Source organism: Bradyrhizobium mercantei (genome assembly GCF_001982635.1).
Lineage (GTDB): Bacteria > Pseudomonadota > Alphaproteobacteria > Rhizobiales > Xanthobacteraceae > Bradyrhizobium > Bradyrhizobium mercantei.
In genome coordinates, this window is the sequence record NZ_MKFI01000014.1 from 21,368 (window position 1) to 38,288 (window position 16,921).

The 16,921-nt window shown below is 65.2% G+C and carries 21 protein-coding genes; 15 read left to right on the top strand and 6 right to left on the bottom strand.

Going from position 1 to position 16,921, the window contains the following annotated elements; genetic code table 11:
• Positions 1–130 precede the first annotated feature (130 nt).
• The 3 genes from BI327_RS39470 to BI327_RS39480 all read left to right on the top strand — a co-directional run bounded on the left by BI327_RS39470 (position 131) and on the right by BI327_RS39480 (position 2,805).
• Positions 131–643: a MarR family winged helix-turn-helix transcriptional regulator gene (locus BI327_RS39470; protein WP_076867042.1), complete on the top strand. Its 513-nt coding sequence runs from the start codon at positions 131–133 to the stop codon at positions 641–643.
• Positions 644–736: 93 nt separating this feature from the next.
• A complete protein-coding gene (locus BI327_RS39475; RefSeq protein WP_076867043.1) occupies positions 737–2,107 on the top strand; it encodes a glutamate--cysteine ligase in 1,371 nt (456 codons plus the stop codon).
• Between the two features lie 179 nt (positions 2,108–2,286).
• Positions 2,287–2,805, top strand: a complete 519-nt coding sequence (locus BI327_RS39480; protein WP_245335072.1) for a PAN domain-containing protein — start codon at positions 2,287–2,289, stop codon at positions 2,803–2,805.
• Between the two features lie 142 nt (positions 2,806–2,947).
• Here the strand turns inward: BI327_RS39480 and BI327_RS39485 are convergent, their stop codons facing one another.
• From BI327_RS39485 to BI327_RS39505, 5 genes are all read right to left on the bottom strand, one after another.
• Positions 2,948–3,514, bottom strand: coding sequence for a nucleotidyltransferase family protein (locus tag BI327_RS39485; RefSeq protein ID WP_076867045.1), 567 nt, complete (start codon positions 3,512–3,514; stop codon positions 2,948–2,950).
• A gap of 99 nt (positions 3,515–3,613) precedes the next feature.
• Entirely contained in the window at positions 3,614–3,958 is a 345-nt protein-coding gene (locus tag BI327_RS39490) for an MmcQ/YjbR family DNA-binding protein (RefSeq protein WP_076867046.1), read from the bottom strand.
• A gap of 121 nt (positions 3,959–4,079) precedes the next feature.
• Complete coding sequence (gene lepB / locus BI327_RS39495) at positions 4,080–4,850, bottom strand: signal peptidase I (protein WP_076867047.1); 771 nt, start codon at positions 4,848–4,850, stop codon at positions 4,080–4,082.
• Positions 4,850–6,274, bottom strand: coding sequence for a metalloprotease TldD (gene tldD, locus BI327_RS39500; protein ID WP_076867048.1), 1,425 nt, complete (start codon positions 6,272–6,274; stop codon positions 4,850–4,852). The genes lepB and tldD overlap by 1 nt, the downstream gene beginning before the upstream one ends.
• A 282-nt stretch (positions 6,275–6,556) precedes the next feature.
• Positions 6,557–7,021: a winged helix-turn-helix transcriptional regulator gene (locus BI327_RS39505; RefSeq protein ID WP_083742410.1), complete on the bottom strand. Its 465-nt coding sequence runs from the start codon at positions 7,019–7,021 to the stop codon at positions 6,557–6,559.
• Positions 7,022–7,155: 134 nt separating this feature from the next.
• On the opposite strand from BI327_RS39505, the gene BI327_RS39510 reads away from it, so the two are divergent.
• The 4 genes from BI327_RS39510 to BI327_RS39525 are packed head-to-tail and all read left to right on the top strand — an operon-like array spanning position 7,156 to position 9,231.
• Positions 7,156–7,548: a DoxX family protein gene (locus BI327_RS39510; RefSeq protein ID WP_076867049.1), complete on the top strand. Its 393-nt coding sequence runs from the start codon at positions 7,156–7,158 to the stop codon at positions 7,546–7,548.
• Between the two features lie 10 nt (positions 7,549–7,558).
• Entirely contained in the window at positions 7,559–8,062 is a 504-nt protein-coding gene (locus tag BI327_RS39515) for a DsrE family protein (RefSeq protein WP_076867050.1), read from the top strand.
• 35 nt (positions 8,063–8,097) lie between these two features.
• The gene (locus BI327_RS39520) at positions 8,098–8,691 is read left to right on the top strand and encodes a TlpA family protein disulfide reductase (RefSeq protein ID WP_076867051.1); all 594 of its coding nucleotides are present in this window, start codon (positions 8,098–8,100) and stop codon (positions 8,689–8,691) included.
• A 45-nt stretch (positions 8,692–8,736) separates the two neighbouring features.
• Entirely contained in the window at positions 8,737–9,231 is a 495-nt protein-coding gene (locus BI327_RS39525) for a GNAT family N-acetyltransferase (RefSeq protein WP_076867052.1), read from the top strand.
• A gap of 6 nt (positions 9,232–9,237) precedes the next feature.
• Here BI327_RS39525 and BI327_RS39530 read toward each other — a convergent pair whose 3' ends face one another.
• Positions 9,238–9,786, bottom strand: a complete 549-nt coding sequence (locus tag BI327_RS39530; protein ID WP_076867053.1) for an invasion associated locus B family protein — start codon at positions 9,784–9,786, stop codon at positions 9,238–9,240.
• A 586-nt stretch (positions 9,787–10,372) separates the two neighbouring features.
• Here BI327_RS39530 and coxB point away from each other — a divergent pair.
• The 8 genes from coxB (at position 10,373) to BI327_RS39570 (ending at position 16,907) form a co-directional block, all read left to right on the top strand.
• A complete protein-coding gene (gene coxB / locus BI327_RS39535) occupies positions 10,373–11,212 on the top strand; it encodes a cytochrome c oxidase subunit II (protein WP_076867054.1) in 840 nt (279 codons plus the stop codon).
• A gap of 82 nt (positions 11,213–11,294) precedes the next feature.
• Positions 11,295–12,911, top strand: a complete 1,617-nt coding sequence (ctaD, locus tag BI327_RS39540; protein WP_076867055.1) for a cytochrome c oxidase subunit I — start codon at positions 11,295–11,297, stop codon at positions 12,909–12,911.
• 61 nt (positions 12,912–12,972) lie between these two features.
• Entirely contained in the window at positions 12,973–13,911 is a 939-nt protein-coding gene (locus BI327_RS39545) for a heme o synthase (RefSeq protein WP_076867056.1), read from the top strand.
• Between the two features lie 38 nt (positions 13,912–13,949).
• Positions 13,950–14,114, top strand: coding sequence for a CoxF protein (locus BI327_RS39550; protein WP_076867057.1), 165 nt, complete (start codon positions 13,950–13,952; stop codon positions 14,112–14,114).
• Positions 14,115–14,170: 56 nt separating this feature from the next.
• Positions 14,171–14,749, top strand: a complete 579-nt coding sequence (locus tag BI327_RS39555; RefSeq protein ID WP_167386935.1) for a cytochrome c oxidase assembly protein — start codon at positions 14,171–14,173, stop codon at positions 14,747–14,749.
• Between the two features lie 54 nt (positions 14,750–14,803).
• On the top strand, positions 14,804–15,700 hold the full coding sequence (locus BI327_RS39560; RefSeq protein ID WP_076867058.1) for a cytochrome c oxidase subunit 3: 897 nt from the start codon (positions 14,804–14,806) through the stop codon (positions 15,698–15,700).
• Between the two features lie 63 nt (positions 15,701–15,763).
• Complete coding sequence (locus BI327_RS39565) at positions 15,764–16,153, top strand: DUF983 domain-containing protein (protein ID WP_076867059.1); 390 nt, start codon at positions 15,764–15,766, stop codon at positions 16,151–16,153.
• Positions 16,146–16,907 (top strand): SURF1 family protein, encoded by a 762-nt coding sequence (locus BI327_RS39570; protein WP_076867060.1) that lies wholly within the window; start codon positions 16,146–16,148, stop codon positions 16,905–16,907. The genes BI327_RS39565 and BI327_RS39570 overlap by 8 nt, the downstream gene beginning before the upstream one ends.
• Positions 16,908–16,921 lie beyond the last annotated feature (14 nt).

Consider the following 16,921-nt stretch of genomic DNA (forward strand, 5'->3'; position numbering starts at 1 on the left):
GGGGGTATTCCTTCCCTTGTTCTTGGCGTCCGGAGAGGGATTGCCTACATGCGCCTGCATGAAATAGTCAAGATTGATGCAGATGCATTCAGTGCGGTACACTCGGTTCCGGGACCCTATGGACTAGACCATGAAACGCAAGCTATCGAGCGAGGCGACGGCCGCCTGGATCCGCCTGATGCGGGTGCCGAGCCGGGTGCTGGACTGCGTCGAGCACGACCTGAAGAAGGCCGGCTTTCCGCCGCTCGCCTGGTATGACGCCCTGCTCGAGCTGTCGCGCGCGCCCTCCGGCGAGCTGCGCCCGGTCGAGCTCGAGCGGCAGATGCTGATCCCGCAATATTCGACGTCGCGGCTGATCGACAAGCTGGTCGACGAGGGGCTTGCCGCCCGGCGCGAATGCAAGATCGACAAGCGCGGCCAGTTCGTCGAGATCACCGAGGCCGGCCGCGAGCTTCAGAAGAAGATGTGGAGCGCCTATTCCGCCGCGATCGACAAGCATGTCGGCTCGAAATTGTCCGATGCCGACGCCGCCAGGCTGTGCGGCCTGCTCGACCGCCTGGGCTGCTCCTGTGACGACGTCAAGACCGATAACAAGAGAGATACCAAGGCGGCGCCCGCGCGAGACGGCGTGCCTGCCCGATGATAGTCCTGATCCCATCATCCGCGGCCGTTGCGGCCCACGGATGTCCCTGCCACCGCGCGCCTTCGATCGAAGCGCCCTTGAGTTGGATTTTCTATGGCGCGTGACCAGATCGACATGACGCCGCTGCAATCGCGCGACGAACTCGTGGCGTGGATTGAAGCCGGCGTGAAGCCCGAGTCCGAATTCCGGATCGGCACCGAGCACGAGAAGACCCCGTTCACGCTCGAGGGCCATCATCCCGTGCCCTATGAGGGCGCCAAGGGCATAGGCTCGCTGCTCGAGGGCATGAAGCTCCTGCTCGGCTGGGAGCCGATCATGGAGCGCGGCAACATCATCGGGCTCTATGACGTCACCGGCGGCGGCGCGATCTCGCTCGAGCCGGGCGGGCAGTTCGAATTGTCCGGCGCGCCGGTCGAGACCGTGCACCAGACGCAGTCGGAATTGATGGCGCATCTGGCCCAGGTGCGGGAGATCGCGACCCCGCTCGGCATCGGCTTCCTCGGTCTCGGCATGACGCCGTCCTGGTCGCGGGCACAGATCCCCGTGATGCCGAAGGGACGCTACAAGATCATGCGCAACTACATGCCGAAGGTCGGCAAATACGGCCTCGACATGATGTTCCGGACCTGCACGGTGCAGACCAATCTCGATTTCTCCTCCGAAGCCGACATGGTGAAGAAGCTGCGGGTGTCGCTGGCGTTGCAGCCGATCGCGACCGCGCTGTTCGCCAACTCGCCGTTCACCGAAGGCAAGCCCAACGGCTTCCTGTCGTTCCGCTCCGAGATCTGGCGCGACACCGACAATGCGCGAAGCGGCATGATCCCGTTCGCGTTCGAGGACGGCATGGGCTTCGAGCGCTATGTCGATTACGCGCTCGACGTTCCCATGTATTTCGTCAAGCGTGGCGAGGAATATATCGACGTCTCAGGCTCGTCGTTCCGCGATTTCTTCGCCGGCAACAACAAGATCCTGCCCGGCGAGCGCCCGACGCTGTCGGACTGGGCCAATCATCTTTCGACGATCTTCCCCGAGGTGCGGCTGAAGCGTTATCTCGAAATGCGCGGCGCCGACGGCGTGCCGTGGGGCCGGCTGCCGGCGCTGCCGGCGTTCTGGGTCGGGCTGCTCTACGACAATGACAGCCTCGACGCCGCCTGGGACATCGTCCGGCACTGGACCGCGCCGGAACGGCAGGCGCTGCGTGACGACGTGCCGCGTTTCGGCTTCAAGGCGCGGATCAAGGACCGCTACCTGTTCGAGATCGCCAAGGAGTGCCTGATCCTGTCGCATGCCGGATTGCGGCGGCGCGGCCGGATCGATCATCTTGGGCGCGACGAGAGCCGTTTCCTCGAACCGCTCGAGCGCATCATCGAGGCCGGCCGCTCGCCGGCGGAGGAGATGCTCGACAAGTTCAACGGACCCTGGAACGGCTCGGTGGAACCGGCCTATCAGGAGTACGCCTTCTAGTCCCCACTTGGGCCCAATCCGGGCTCGAATCGCGCGCGGACGGCGGTGGTGTCGCACCCGCCGTTCATCAGCCGTACAGGTTCATGGCGTTCAAATGACGCCCCGCGGGATGCGCGGGGCTGTGCGAATTTGAAAGCAATCTCATGGGGATAGGCCGCCTCTTTAGGGCGTGTGTGGTGATGTTTGCGGTCCTTGCGGCCGCCATCGTCGCGCGCCCGGCACTGGCCCAGACCAATTTCGACCGTCCCGGTGGCGATTACCTGAACGCGCCGGTGACATCAGGCGATCCCGCCGATTGCGCGCTCACCTGCGAGCGCGACCGCCGCTGCCGTGCCTGGAGCTTCAACTATCCGACCGACGCCAACAACGGCGCGGTGTGCTGGCTGAAGAGCACCGTGCCGCCGCGGGTGCAGGACGTCTGCTGCGTGTCCGGGGTGCGCGGCGCCGGCGTGGTCGAGCCGCGCAACGGCGCCATCGAGACCTCGATCGACCGGCTCGGCGGCGACTACAAGAATTTCGAGCTGAAGAGCAGCGACGGCGACGAGGCCTGCCAGGCCGCCTGCACCGCCGACAACAAGTGCCGCGCCTGGACCTACGCCCGGCCGGGCTACGCCGGCCGCGACGCGCATTGCTTCCTCAAGAAAGAGATCAAGCCGCCGCGGCGGAAGGCGGGATTCACGTCGGGCGTGGTGCGGTAGCGGCCGCACACAAAACTGTCGTCCCTGCGAAAGCAGGGACCCATACTCCGCGGCGGGCGTCGCGAACGGGATTCGTCATTCCAGCATCGTGCAACAGCCGGCATCGGTGGCTATGGGTCCCTGCTTTCGCAGGGACGACAGGCTAGTCCGCCGCAATCACCGCAATCTCCGGCCACAGCGCCTTCCATCGCTCAGCTTTCCTCACATAGTTCACCGCCGAGAAATTCGCGGTCCGGTTCGGCCGCACGATCATGCCGGCGATATCGCCGAAACCTTTCGGCGCATAGACGTCGTAACCGCTCGCGCTGCGGCGGATGCCGACCTGCACGTTCGCGCTGAGGAAGCGATCGATGCCGTCGGTCGAGCGCGACAGCGCCGGGTAGGGCACGCCGTGCTTGCCGGGATACCAGAGATGGACGCGGGCCTGGTTGCGGACCTCGATCGCGACGCCGAGATGGCCGAGCCGCGCCGTGAGGTCGCGGATGACAGCGTCTTCGGCCTCCCATGACGTGTCGGAATCGAAATAGAAGACGTCATAGTCGTTGATGCCGTGATCGGACGGCCGCTTGGTCAGCGTGTTCCACACGCTCTGCACCAGGCAGCCGGCCACCAGCCAGGCATCGGGGAGGGCGAGACGGTACAGTTCGTCGGCGATGACTGGATTGACCGGGTTGCGAAGCGCCGCGGCGAGGAACTGGTCCTGGGTCATACTATCTCTCCCCGTCATTGCGAGCGTAGCGAAGCAATCCATCGATCCATTATGCCGTGACATGGATTGCTTCGCTGCGCTCGCAATGACGGATGAGAGTTATGCCATCGTCGCGTCATACTCCCTGACCGCCTTCTTCGAGGCAAGCGTGCGCCAATGCCGGCGCAGCAGCGGCTCGACGGTCGCGCGCTTGGCCTTCGACAGCCGGATCAGCACGGTCGGATAATCGCGGTAGTGATCGGTGAAGTAGAAGATCCTGGGTTCGCGCTCGACCAGCATGTCGCGCTCATCCGGCGGCACGCCCGGCATCACCAGGCTGTCGCCGTCCTCCTTGAGCCGCACCAGCATCTTCTTGCGCACCTTCAGCGCCGGCGTGCCGTAGGACGAGCCGTCCTCGACCTCCGGCCACGTCAGCACGATGTGCCTGATGTCGTCGTAGGTCACGGCTGATGTCTCGCGAGGAATGTAGCCCGGATGAGCGAAGCGATATCCGGGCGCGGTCTCGACGCAAGCCCCGGATGTCGCTTCGCTCATCCGGGCTACGTAGCTACGCGCCTATATCGCTTCACTGCACCGAGGTGAAGAAGCGCGCGAGGCGGAAGCCGGAGAGCCAGGTCCAGACCGGCTGGCTGCGGATGCCCATGTCCCAGGAGCCGACCACCGCGTCGGCGCGGCCGATCAGATTGTCGATCGGCAACAGGCCGACGCCGCCGTCGCGCACCGGCACGCGGCTGTCGGCGGAATTATCCCGGTTGTCGCCGAGCACGAACAGCTGGCCCGGCGGCACCGTCACTTCGGGCGTGTTGTCGAGCCGGCCGTTGTCGCGGATCTTGAAGATCGCATGGCTGACGCCGTTCGGCAGCGTCTCGATATAACGGTAGGCATCCTCGCCGGCGCCGCGATCGTCCTCGGCAAAGCCGGTGCCGTCGGGCTTCAGCGCCGCCGGATGATCGTTGATGAAGAGCTGGCCCTGCCGCATCTGGATGCGGTCGCCGGGCAGCCCGACCACGCGCTTGACCCAGGCCTGCGAGCGGTCGCCCGGCCAGCGGAACACGACGACGTCGCCGCGCTTCGGCGTCTCGCCGAACACGCGGCCGGTTTCCGGCAGCGTGATCTGGATCGGCAGCGACGCCGCGCCGTAGCCATAGGGGAATTTCGAGGCGACCAGCGCGTCGCCGATCAGGAGCGTCGGCTCCATCGATCCGGACGGCACGTAGAACGGCTCGGCGATCGCGCCCTTGGCCAGGAACACGACGGCCACGATCGCGGCCAGTTGCACGGCCTGCCCGCGCCAGCTGGTCGGCTTGGCCGCCACGACTTCGTTTCCGCTGCTCACTAGCCCGTTCCTCCGACCGTAATCCGTTCCATTCTGAGCGTCGGCTGGCCGACGCCAACAGGCACACCCTGGCCGTTCTTGCCGCAGGTGCCGATTCCCGTATCCAGCGCAAGATCGTTGCCGATCATGGTGATCCTGTGGAGATCGGTCGGTCCATTGCCGATCAGCATGGCGCCCTTCAGCGGCGCGCCGAGCTTGCCGTTCTCGATCTTGTAGGCCTCGGTGCACTGGAACACATACTTGCCCGAGGTGATGTCGACCTGGCCGCCGCCGAAATTGGCGGCGTACATGCCGTTCTTCACCGAGGCGATGATCTCGGCCGGGTCGCGGTCGCCCGACAGCATGTAGGTGTTGGTCATGCGCGGCATCGGCACATGGGCATAGCTCTGCCGCCGCCCGTTGCCGGTCGGCTTCATTCCCATCAGGCGGGCGTTCTGGCGGTCCTGCATGTAGCCGACCAGAATGCCGTCCTCGATCAGCACGGTGCGGTTGGTCGGCGTTCCCTCGTCGTCGATCGACAGCGAGCCGCGGCGCGACGCCATGGTGCCGTCGTCGACCACGGTGACGCCCTTGGCGGCAACCTGCTTGCCCATCAATCCTGCAAAGGCTGAGGTCTGCTTGCGGTTGAAATCGCCCTCGAGCCCGTGACCGACGGCCTCGTGCAGCATCACGCCGGGCCAGCCGGCGCCGAGCACGACGTCCATCTCGCCGGCGGGCGCCGGTACCGATTCCAGATTGACCAGCGCCTCGCGCAGAGCGCCGTCGGCGGCGTCGCGCCAGGCCTTGGTTTCGATGAAGCGTGCATAACCCTCGCGGCCGCCATAGCCCTTGCTGCCGCTTTCCTGCCGGTCGCCCTGGCCTGCGACCACGGAGATGTTGACCCGCACCAGCGGGCGGATGTCGCGATAGCTCTCGCCGTCGGGCCGCAGGATTTCCACCACCTGCCAGGTCGCGGTGAGGCTGGCCGAGACCTGCCGTACCCGCGGATCCTTGTCCCTGACATAGGCATCGATCTCGCCGAGCAGTTTTACTTTTGCCTCGAACGCAGGTCCGTCCAGCGGATTTTCGTCGCCATACAGCTTGATGTTGGTGTGGGCCGGCGCCGCCGCCAACGTGCCGGCATAGCCGCCGCGCACCGCCGCGACCGCGTCGGCCGCACGGATCAGCGCCGGGATCGAGACGTCGGAGGAATGCGCATAGCCGACCGCGTCGTCCTTGACCGCGCGCAGGCCAAAGCCCTGCGAGGTGTCATAGGTCGCCTGCTTCAGCCGGCCGTTGTCGAACACCAGCGCCTCGGTCTGCCCGAACTCCAGGAACAGCTCGCCGTCGTCGGCGCCTTCAAGTCCACGCGCCACCTCGCGGCGGACGGCATCGCGGTCCAGATTGGCGCGGTCGAGCAGGGAGGTCGTGGCGGGATTGGTCATGGTCACTCCGACGCAGTGCGAATTCCGTGGTGGTTCCTTGGCGATTCCTCGTCATCCTTGCCTGAAGCGCAACTGATTGCCAGTGCGGAACCCGCAGCAGGGATGTCGGGGATTGAAGCAGAGACGAGCGCAAAACTCATCTTACAACCCGGAAACCTGTGCCGGTCCCGGTTCAGGCCCGGATGGCGATTGATAAACATAGTGTTTGGGGTGGCAAACCGGGAGTGCCTGCGACAGTGACGTCGGTCACGGCAGCCTGTCGTGGTGCTCACCTTGTCGTCATCAGCCGGCGCGCCGACCTGCCTTCCGGGGCTGGCTTTCCACAGCGCCGCCATCGGGCTCAGGCTTCGGCTGCGCGGCGCTGTCAGCCGCCCCTTGCGCCGAGGTCGGAAACCCATGCTCCTGAGCCCACCGGTAGAGCTCGTCGAACACCGGCTTGAGCGCCTTGGCGGACGGCGTCATCTCGTACTCGACCCGTGGCGGCACCTCAGGATAGACCGTGCGCTTGACCAGGCCGTTGGCCTCGAGGTCGCGCAGCTGGGTGGTCAGCATGTGCTGGGTGACGCCGGGGATTGCCTGCCGTAACTCGCCGAATCGCCGCTTGCGGTCGATCAGCTGCCAGAGGATGTCCCCCTTCCACTTCCCGGCCAGCACCGCAAGCGCGCGATGAAACTGCGCCACCAGGTCGCCGTTGCACGGTTCGGACGCCGCCGGAGGCTCGGGCGGCTCAATAGTCAGTTTTTTCATACTACCTCACAAAAAGCATCCTACTTGTTCTTTTCATCTTACTCCCGAATTTAGTCCATCGAAAGCCGTGGGCCCGCCGCCGAAGGGTGGGTGGCCGCGCGGTCCGGTCGATTCGAACAATTGGGGAGTTATCCATGTCAGTTGCTGTTGCCGCGGCGCCGTCGCGCTGGAAGTCCGTCAGTCTCTGGGTCGTCAGGGGATTGCTCGCGCTGGCCTTTGCCGCCGCGGGCGCCGCCAAGTTCTACGGCGTGCCGATGCTGGTTGAGGAATTCGAGCATATCGGGCTCGGCCAGTGGTTTCGCTACTTCACGGGATCGCTGGAGCTGCTCGGCGCGGTCCTGATCCTGCTGCCCCCGGTCGCGGCTTTCGGCGGCGTGCTGCTGAGCTGCATCATGGTCGGCGCCACCATCAGCCATCTCTTCGTGATCGGCGGCTCGCCGGTCCCCGCGCTGGTGCTGCTGACCCTGAGCGCGATCGTCGCCTACGCCAAGCGCAGCCAGTTCGCTTTGCTCGCGAGCGCACCGTGAGGCGGCCGCGATGCGCGTCTCTCGCCGCCTAGTCACGCTCGCCGCGGGGCTCGCGCTGGCCTTCGCGGTGCCGTTCGCCGTGACATTGCTGCTCACCGGCTCGGTCTCGGCGGTCTCCAGAGGGGAGCCGAAGAAGCCCGAGCCGCGCGTGCACCACGTTGTGCTGCCGATCAACTCCGACGATCCGACCACGATGCGCGCGCTGATCTCGACGGCGCTCAACCTCCCGAAATACTACCGGGAGCGCAACGAGCCGTTCGAGATCGAGGTCGTCGCCTACAATGCCGGCGTCCACATGCTGCGCGCCGATACCTCGCCGGTGAAGGATCTGCTGCGGGTGGTGAGGGGGCTCACGCCCGACATCCGCTTCGTGGTCTGCGAAGCCACCAAACTCGGCATGGAGCGTGCCGAGGGGCATCCGCTGGTCCTGCTCGACAATGTCGATCTGGTGCCGAACGGGCCCGGACGCATCATCGAATTGCAGGAAGCCGGCTGGTCCTACATCCGGTCGTGAGCGATGCAGCGATCAAGCCAAGCGGAGAACCCGGCATGAATTCAGCCCGAGCACCAACCCGCCGCGCCGTCCTCGCCGGTATGATCGGCGCCGGCGCTTCGCTCGCGATGCCAGCGCGCGCTGCGTCGGGACCGCCGCAGTTCGGCACCATCCGGCATCAGTTCACGCTGGTTCAAGGCGCCCGCCCGGTGCCGCCGGTTGCGATCCCCTCGCTCGCCGGCGGCGCGATCGATCTCACCGCGTTCAAGGACAAGCTGGTGCTGGTGAACTTCTGGGCCACCTGGTGCGCGGCGTGCCGGACCGAGCTGCCGATGCTGGACCGGCTCGCCGCCAGCGGCCGCGGCGACCTTGTGGTCGTCGCAATCAGCACCGACCGTAACCGGGCGCTGGTGGCGCCCTACGTCAAGCAGCTCAAGCTCCGCCGCCTCGCGATCGGCTTCGATCCGGGCGGTCTCGTGTCGCGCGTCGACGCCGCCGAGGTCGATACGCCGTTCGCGCTCTACGGCATGCCGATCTCGTTCCTGATCGGCATCACCGGACAGGTCGAGGGCTACTTGACCGGCGAAGCGGACTGGCTATCCGCCGATGCGAGCGGGTTGTTCGATTATTATGCGCGTGGTGGGCGGTGAGCCGGATTTGCCTGGGATCGCGCGGCCCAATACGCTGGCGGCATCATGAGCACGGTCGACATCGTTCCGATCCGCGAAGAGCATGCGGAGGGCTTTCACCGCACCCTCGACATCGTCGCGCGGGAGCGGCGCTATTTGTCGTTTCTTGAGGCGCCGCCGATCGAAATGACGCGGGCCTTCGTTCGCGACAACATCGACAGGGGCTTTCCGCAACTCGTCGCGCTTGGGGATGGCGAGGTGGTCGGCTGGTGCGATGTGCGGCCGAAGGCTAGGCCGATCCATGCCCATGTCGGCGTTCTCGGGATGGGCCTGCTGCCGGCGTTCAGGGGCCAGGGGCTCGGATTGAAGCTGATCCGGCAGGCACTCGCCGCGTCGAAGCAGTTCGGATTCCGCCGCGTGGAATTGACGGTGCGGGTCGAGAACGCAAATGCCGTCGCGCTATACCGGAAGGTCGGCTTTGAACTCGAAGGCCGCCTCCGCGACGACGTTTGCGTCGACGGCGTCTATGGCGACCTGCTGGTGATGGGCGTGCTGCTCTAGTTCGCCCTAGGGCAATTTGTCATACCCCTCCGCCAGGCCGTTCAGGCTGAGCGGAAAGCCGATGCCCTCTTCCGGGGTCTCGAAGATGATGAAGGTCGCGGTCTTGGCATTCTTGAGTTGGCCGAGCAGCTTGTCGTCCATCACGACCTCGGCGACGCAGCCATTGGGCAGGCAGCGCACGAAGCCGGCGCGGCCGACGTCCTGATTGTCGAGCTTGAGGCCGAGGCCGGAGGGCAGCAGCACGCCGAGCGGGGCGACCACGCGCATCAGCCGGCTCTTCTGGTCGGCGGTTTTCAGCACGATCACGGTCAGGCCGGCATTGGAACGGTCTTCCGCTACCACGCTCTGGATCAGCGCGCATTGCTCGGCCTGGGCGCCGGGCGGGGTATCGCAGCGGATCTGCCAGTCGCCATGGACCGAGCGCACCGCGCCTTGCGCGTTCGCTGGCTGGGTCAGACCAAGGCAGAGAGCCAGAATCACGAGGCCGCCGAGCCAGCCGGCCACCGTCAAACCCCTTGCCTGCAAACCGCTTGCCTGAATGTTCGAAGCGCCCATCCGGGTCGATCCTTTGATGTTCGGTCGGTCCGGCCGTCCGCCCGGCCGCCGGTAGCACGCACGACCATGATGCGCTCTGAAAATCGCATCGTGATCTCATCTCTTTGTTTGAGCATGATCTTTTCGGAAACCGGCTGTCCCTGTTCCGGATCGTGCTCGTTAGCCGACTGATACCGCAATGACGGCGCCTTGAAGGCGATCTTGAAGCCATTCCCGCGCCGGATTGCGGCAGCCCGCAGCGAATCAGGTTCCTGTGGGCTACCCTGTCTGTGCCTACATCCGGCAATCCCCCTGTCAACTGCATGCCGCGATGTTTCGGCGACTTTCGCTTGATTTTGCGGGAAAAATCGCAAGCGGCAGGTTCATCGCAGGCGCATGGCTTTCGGTCCTACTACTGCATTGCGAGCGCCTGAGAATTATGGTTTGAGAGGCTGGATTTCGACGCGTTCTAGCGATCTGGCTCCCGTACCCACCTTGACTCAGAGACGGGTATGTCCGGAAGGCCGTTTGTCAGGGCGGATCGTGCTGCATTTTCGGCCACATGCCGGAGGTGCTTTGGGGAATAATGCAAGGGAGCGCGAGCGGCATGAAGATGTCGATTGGCCGGTTGGGCAGGCAATTGCTGGGGTTGGCGGTAGCGGGTGTGGCGTCTGTCGCCGCAGGATCGGCCTTCGCCGAAATGGGGCAGCCGGCGCCGTGGGAGCACACGCTGCAGGAAGCCGCGACCCCGGTGATGGAAAACATCATCTGGTTTCACAATTTTCTGCTGGTGCTGATCACCGTCATCACCCTGTTCGTGCTGGCGCTGCTGGTCATCGTGGTGGTGAAGTTCAACGCCCGCGCCAACCCGGTCCCCTCCCGGACCACCCACAACACGCTGATCGAAGTGGCCTGGACGCTGATCCCGGTCCTGATTCTGGTCGGCATCGCGGTGCCGTCGTTCCGCCTGCTGTTCCTGGAACTCGACGTGCCGAAGCCGGACCTCACCGTGAAGGTCACCGGCAAGCAGTGGTACTGGTCCTACGCCTACCCGGATAACGGCAAGTTCGAGTTCGACTCGCTTCTGGACAAGGACAAGCAGCCCCGTCTGCTCGGCGTCGACAACGAGATGGTGGTCCCGGTCAACAAGGTGGTGCGGATCCAGACCACCGGCGCCGACGTGATCCACTCCTTCGCAGTGCCGGCGTTCGGCGTGAAGATCGATTCGGTCCCCGGCCGCCTCAACGAGAGCTGGTTCAAGGCCACCAAGACCGGCGTGTTCTACGGCCAGTGCTCGGAACTGTGCGGCAAGGACCATGCCTTCATGCCGATCGCGGTGCGGGTCGTCAGCGACCAGGAATTCGCGACCTGGGTTGAAGGGGCGAAGAAGAAGTTTGCGACCAACCCGGCGAATTCCTACGCCTCGGCTGGTCAGGCGGCGCAGTAAGCCTCGAAGGCTTACGGCGCGGGTGGAATAAGGGCGACGGGACCGCAAGGTCCGAGAGGGACTGCAAGGCAGGATTTTGAACATGGCGACAGGCGCAGCGACACACGACGATCACGCCCATGATGATCACGCCCACCATCCGACCGGATGGCGGCGCTATCTCTACTCCACGAACCACAAGGACATCGGTACGATGTACCTGGTCTTTGCGGTGATCGCGGGCATCATCGGTGCTGCGATGTCGATCGCGATCCGTGCCGAGTTGATGTACCCGGGCGTGCAGATATTCCACGAGACGCACACCTATAACGTGTTCGTGACCTCGCACGGCCTGATCATGATCTTCTTCATGGTCATGCCGGCGATGATCGGCGGGTTCGGCAACTGGATGGTGCCGCTGATGATCGGCGCGCCGGACATGGCGTTCCCGCGCATGAACAACATCTCGTTCTGGCTGCTGCCGGCTTCCTTCGCGCTGCTCCTGATGTCCACCTTCGTCGAGGGTGAGCCGGGTGCCAACGGCGTCGGCGCGGGCTGGACCATGTACGCGCCGCTGTCGACCTCGGGCCATCCCGGCCCGGCGGTGGATTTCGCGATCCTGTCGCTGCATCTCGCCGGTGCGTCGTCGATCCTCGGTGCCATCAACTTCATCACCACGATCTTCAACATGCGCGCACCGGGCATGACCCTGCACAAGATGCCGCTGTTCGTGTGGTCGATCCTGGTGACCGTGTTCCTGCTGCTGTTGTCGCTGCCGGTGCTCGCCGGTGCGATCACCATGCTGCTGACCGACCGCAATTTCGGCACCACCTTCTTTGCGGCTGACGGCGGCGGCGACCCGGTGCTGTTCCAGCATCTGTTCTGGTTCTTCGGCCACCCCGAAGTGTACATCCTGATCCTGCCCGCCTTCGGCATGGTCAGCCAGATCGTCTCGACCTTCTCGCGCAAGCCCGTGTTCGGCTATCTCGGCATGGCCTACGCCATGGTCGCGATCGGCGGCATCGGCTTCGTGGTGTGGGCGCATCACATGTACACCGTCGGCATGTCGTCGGCGACGCAGGCCTACTTCGTCGCCGCCACGATGGTGATCGCGGTGCCGACCGGCGTGAAGATCTTCTCGTGGATTGCCACGATGTGGGGCGGCTCGATCGAGTTCAAGGCGCCGATGATCTGGGCTGTCGGCTTCATCTTCCTGTTCACCGTCGGCGGCGTCACCGGCGTGGTGCTGGCCAATGCCGGCGTCGACCGCGTGCTGCAGGACACCTATTACGTGGTGGCGCACTTCCACTACGTGCTGTCGCTCGGCGCCGTGTTCGGCATCTTCGCCGGCTGGTACTACTGGTTCCCGAAGATGTTCGGCTACATGTACTCGGAGAAGATCGCCAAGGCGCACTTCTGGTTCACCTTCGTCGGCGTCAACCTGGTGTTCTTCCCGCAGCATTTCCTCGGTCTGTCGGGCATGCCGCGCCGCTACGTCGACTATCCGGATGCGTTCGCCGGCTGGAACCTGATCTCCTCCTGGGGCTCCTACATCTCCGGCTTCGGCGTGCTGATCTTCATCTACGGCGTGATCGATGCCTTCGTCCGCAAGGAGCAGGCCGCGAACAATCCGTGGGGTGCGGGTGCGACCACACTCGAGTGGACGCTGACCTCGCCGCCGCCGTTCCACCAGTTCGAAGTGCTGCCCCGCGTGCAGTAAGTCCAAGACAACGCGGCGCACCCTGGGTGCGCCGCGCCTTTTGAGAGAGTGAGACCTGATCTTGTCGGTTGTCGATCACAACGCCATCGAGCTGCCCCGGATCTCCGAGGCCGAAGTGGGCGACTACATCGCGCTGCTGAAGCCGCGCGTGATGTCGCTGGTGATCTTCACCGCGCTGGTCGGGTTGATGATCGCGCCGGTTCATGTGCATCCGGTGCTGGCGTTCACCTCGATCCTCTGCATCGCGGTCGGCGCCGGCGCCTCCGGCGCGCTCAACATGGCCTATGAGAGCGATGTCGACGCGTTGATGACGCGCACCGCCAACCGGCCGATCCCGCGCGGCCGGATCACCCCGGCCGAGGCGTACGCGTTCGGCCTGACGCTCGCCTTCTTCTCGGTGATGACGCTCGGCATCCTGGTCAACTGGGTGGCGGGCGCGCTGCTTGCCTTCACCATCTTCTTCTATGCCGTGATCTACACGATGTGGCTGAAGCGCTGGACCGCACAGAACATCGTGATCGGCGGCGCCGCCGGCGCGCTGCCGCCGGTGGTGGCATGGGCCGCCGCGACCGGCTCGCTGTCGGTCGAGCCGATGCTGCTGTTCCTGATCATCTTCTTCTGGACCCCGCCGCATTTCTGGGCGCTGGCGCTGTTCCGCAGCGACGATTATGCGCGCGCCGGCATTCCGATGCTGCCGGTTGTCGCCGGTCCCGACGCGACCCGGCTGCAGATCCTGCTCTACACCATCGTGCTGGTGGCGATCGCGCTGGCGCCGTGGCCGCTCGGCTATTTCGACGCGATCTACGGCGTCACCTCGCTGGTGCTCGGCGCCGGCATGCTGTGGCTCGCCGTCGAGGTCTATCGCCGCCGCGAGGGCACGGTCGCCAACCGTGCGACGCGCCGGCTGTTCGCGTTCTCGATCCTTTATCTGTTCGCGCTGTTTGCCGTCCTCCTCGCCGAGGTCATGATCCGCGCGATTGCGCCTGTCTTGATCGGATAGGGACGCCGGGGGGCGAGATGGGGGCGCATGGGATACCAATGGACGACAAAAACGAACCAGAAGGCATCGTCCTCACCGAGGCGCAGCTCAAGAGCCGCCGTCAGCGTTCGATCGCTATTGCGCTCGCGCTCGGCGTCATGGTGCTGCTGTTCTTCGCCGTCACCCTCGTCAAGGGGCCAGCCGTGCTGGTGCGGCCGCTGTGAGTGAGATCAAGCACCAGGGACCGCAGCAGGGTGAGGGCGCCAAGGTCACGCGCCGCATGCTGACGCGCGACGCCGTGGTCGCCTCGATCTGCGGCTTCGTCGTGGTGCTGATGGTCGGCGCGTCCTACGCGGCCGTGCCGTTCTACAACTGGTTCTGCCGCACCACCGGCTTCAACGGCACCACCCAGGTCGCGACCTCGCTGCCGACGGATAAGCCACTCGACCGCACCATCACCGTCAGCTTCGATTCCAACGTCGCACCGGGCCTGCCCTGGAAGTTCGAGCCGGAGCAGAACAATATCGACGTCAAGATCGGCCAAGTCGTCACGGTCTATTACACCGTGACCAACCAGTCGGCGCGCACCACCACGGCGCAGGCGTCCTACAACGTCGCGCCGCTCACGGTCGGCGCCTACTTCCAGAAGATCAATTGCTTCTGCTTCACCGAGCAGACCATGGCCCCCGGCGAAAAGCGCGAGATGGCCGTGGTGTTCTATGTCGATCCCGAACTGGCGAAGGACAGCGAGAACGACACGCTGAAGAACATCACCTTGTCCTACACTTTTTTCCCCGTGCGCGATCCCCAGCCGAAGCCCGTGGCGGCCGGCGAGGCGGAACCGCGCAAGGGCGGCTAGTACTGGAATTCAAGATTAAGACGTGCCTTGCGGCACGCGAATGGAGAGACGGCAATGGCTGAGGCGCAAGTCAAGCATCACGACTATCATCTCGTCGACCCGAGCCCGTGGCCGGTGGTCGGCTCGATCTCGGCCTTCATCATGGCGTTCGGTGCGATCGGCTGGATGCATCACATGTACTCCGCCGCCCCGATCGTGTTCGGCATCGGCACCATCGGCGTGCTCTACACCATGGCGAGCTGGTGGGGCGACGTGATCAAGGAAGCCCAGTACAAGGGCGACCACACCCGCGTGGTGCAGATCAGCCACCGCTACGGCATGATCCTGTTCATCGCCTCCGAGGTGATGTTCTTCGTCGCCTGGTTCTGGGCCTTCTTCAACTCGGCGCTGTTCCCGGCCGACGCGGTGCACGCCACCCGCGATGCGGTGTTCGGCTGCGGCGCCGGCACGGCGATGGGTGCCTGCTCGGTCCCCGGCACCTGGCCGCCCCACGGCATCGAGACCTTCGATCCCTGGCATCTGCCGCTGCTCAACACGTTGCTGCTCCTGACCTCGGGCACCACGGTCACCTGGGCGCACCATGCGCTCTTGGAGAACGACCGCCAGGGCCTGAAGCAGGGCCTGATCCTCACCGTGATCCTCGGCGCCTGCTTCACCTGCGTGCAGGCCTATGAGTATGCCCATGCGACGTTCTCGTTCGGCGGCAACGTCTATGGCGCGACCTTCTTCATGGCGACCGGGTTCCACGGCTTCCACGTGCTGGTCGGCACCATCTTCTTGCTGGTCTGCCTGATCCGCGCCTATGCCGGCCACTTCACGCCGAAGCAGCACCTCGGCTTCGAGTTTGCCGCCTGGTACTGGCACTTCGTCGACGTGGTCTGGCTGTTCCTGTTCATCTGCATCTACGTCTGGGGCCACGGCGCCGAGACGATGGCTCACGGCGCACACTAATCCTGGGCCGACGTGCTAAGAGGGGCGGCCAAACGGCCGCCCCTTTGCTTTTCAAGAGACCCGATGACCGATACCCCGCCCACTGTGACCGAGAGCGCGATCCGCGGCATTGCCTGTCGCTGCCCGCGCTGCGGCAAGGGCAAGCTCTATTCCGGCTTCCTGACGCTGGCGCCGCGCTGCGAGGCGTGTGGGCTCGACTACGCCTTCATCGATGCCGGTGACGGGCCGGCGATCTTCATCATCATGCTGGCCGGCGCCATCGTGGTCGCGGCGGCACTGATCGTCGAGGTGAAGTACCAGCCGCCGTTCTGGGGGCACGCGGCGCTGTGGCTGCCGTTGATCGTGGTGACCACGATCCTGCCGCTGCGTTCGATGAAGGCGCTTTTGATCGCGCTGCAATTCCACCACAAGGCCGCTGAAGGCCAGTTGATCGAGCGCGACCCGAATGAATGATACCGTGACGCGTCGGCCGAGTGCGGCCGGCTTCGGCATTTTCACGTTGATCCTGATCGCGGTGTTCATCGCGCTCGGCTTCTGGCAATTGCAGCGCCGCGTCGAGAAGCATGCGCTGATCGCCGCGCTCGACGCGCGGCTGGCTGCGCCGATCGAGGCGCTGCCGCCGCCGTCGGCGTGGCCCACGCTGACCTCGGCCAAGGACGAATTCCGCCGCGTCACCCTGACCGCGACCTATGCCAAGCTGCCGGACGTGATGGTGTTCAGCTCCGGCTCCGCGGTGCGCGACGACATATCGGGGCCCGGCACCTGGGCGTTCCTGCCGGCGAAGCTTGCCAGCGGCGAGACGATCGTGATCAACACCGGCTTCGTGCAGAACACGATGCAGGACCGCGCCTTCGAGGACCGCGTCACCGGGCGCCTCGTCACCGGCACGCCGGTCGAACTCACAGGCTATATCCGCTATCCCGAGCCGCCGGGCCGGCTGACGCCGAAGGAGGATTTGGCGAAGCGGCTGTGGTTCGTGCGCGATCATCGCGCGATGGCGCAGGCGCTCGGCTGGGGTGAGGTCGCGCCGTTCTATATCGACCTCGCGGCGCCGGTGCCCGACAGCGGTACGCCGAAGCCGGGACCGCTCAAGGTCCACCTCAAGGACGACCACATGCAATACGCCATCACCTGGTTCTCGCTGGCGGCCGCGGTCACGATCGCCTTCGGTCTGTGGTGGCGCGGCCAGCGGCGCCGGGCGGGCTGAGGCGCTCCTGGGGC

Coding starts and splice junctions, on each gene's coding strand:
- BI327_RS39530 (WP_076867053.1), bottom strand. CDS start 9,786: ATGGGCGCTTCGAACATTCAGGCAAGCGGTTTGCAGGCAAGGGGTTTG.
- BI327_RS39475 (WP_076867043.1), top strand. CDS start 737: ATGGCGCGTGACCAGATCGACATGACGCCGCTGCAATCGCGCGACGAA.
- BI327_RS39555 (WP_167386935.1), top strand. CDS start 14,171: ATGCTGACGCGCGACGCCGTGGTCGCCTCGATCTGCGGCTTCGTCGTG.
- BI327_RS39505 (WP_083742410.1), bottom strand. CDS start 7,021: ATGAAAAAACTGACTATTGAGCCGCCCGAGCCTCCGGCGGCGTCCGAA.
- BI327_RS39520 (WP_076867051.1), top strand. CDS start 8,098: ATGAATTCAGCCCGAGCACCAACCCGCCGCGCCGTCCTCGCCGGTATG.
- BI327_RS39480 (WP_245335072.1), top strand. CDS start 2,287: ATGTTTGCGGTCCTTGCGGCCGCCATCGTCGCGCGCCCGGCACTGGCC.
- BI327_RS39560 (WP_076867058.1), top strand. CDS start 14,804: ATGGCTGAGGCGCAAGTCAAGCATCACGACTATCATCTCGTCGACCCG.
- BI327_RS39485 (WP_076867045.1), bottom strand. CDS start 3,514: ATGACCCAGGACCAGTTCCTCGCCGCGGCGCTTCGCAACCCGGTCAAT.
- coxB (WP_076867054.1), top strand. CDS start 10,373: ATGAAGATGTCGATTGGCCGGTTGGGCAGGCAATTGCTGGGGTTGGCG.
- ctaD (WP_076867055.1), top strand. CDS start 11,295: ATGGCGACAGGCGCAGCGACACACGACGATCACGCCCATGATGATCAC.
- BI327_RS39550 (WP_076867057.1), top strand. CDS start 13,950: ATGGACGACAAAAACGAACCAGAAGGCATCGTCCTCACCGAGGCGCAG.
- BI327_RS39565 (WP_076867059.1), top strand. CDS start 15,764: ATGACCGATACCCCGCCCACTGTGACCGAGAGCGCGATCCGCGGCATT.
- BI327_RS39515 (WP_076867050.1), top strand. CDS start 7,559: ATGCGCGTCTCTCGCCGCCTAGTCACGCTCGCCGCGGGGCTCGCGCTG.
- BI327_RS39570 (WP_076867060.1), top strand. CDS start 16,146: ATGAATGATACCGTGACGCGTCGGCCGAGTGCGGCCGGCTTCGGCATT.
- BI327_RS39510 (WP_076867049.1), top strand. CDS start 7,156: ATGTCAGTTGCTGTTGCCGCGGCGCCGTCGCGCTGGAAGTCCGTCAGT.
- tldD (WP_076867048.1), bottom strand. CDS start 6,274: ATGACCAATCCCGCCACGACCTCCCTGCTCGACCGCGCCAATCTGGAC.
- BI327_RS39470 (WP_076867042.1), top strand. CDS start 131: ATGAAACGCAAGCTATCGAGCGAGGCGACGGCCGCCTGGATCCGCCTG.
- BI327_RS39525 (WP_076867052.1), top strand. CDS start 8,737: ATGAGCACGGTCGACATCGTTCCGATCCGCGAAGAGCATGCGGAGGGC.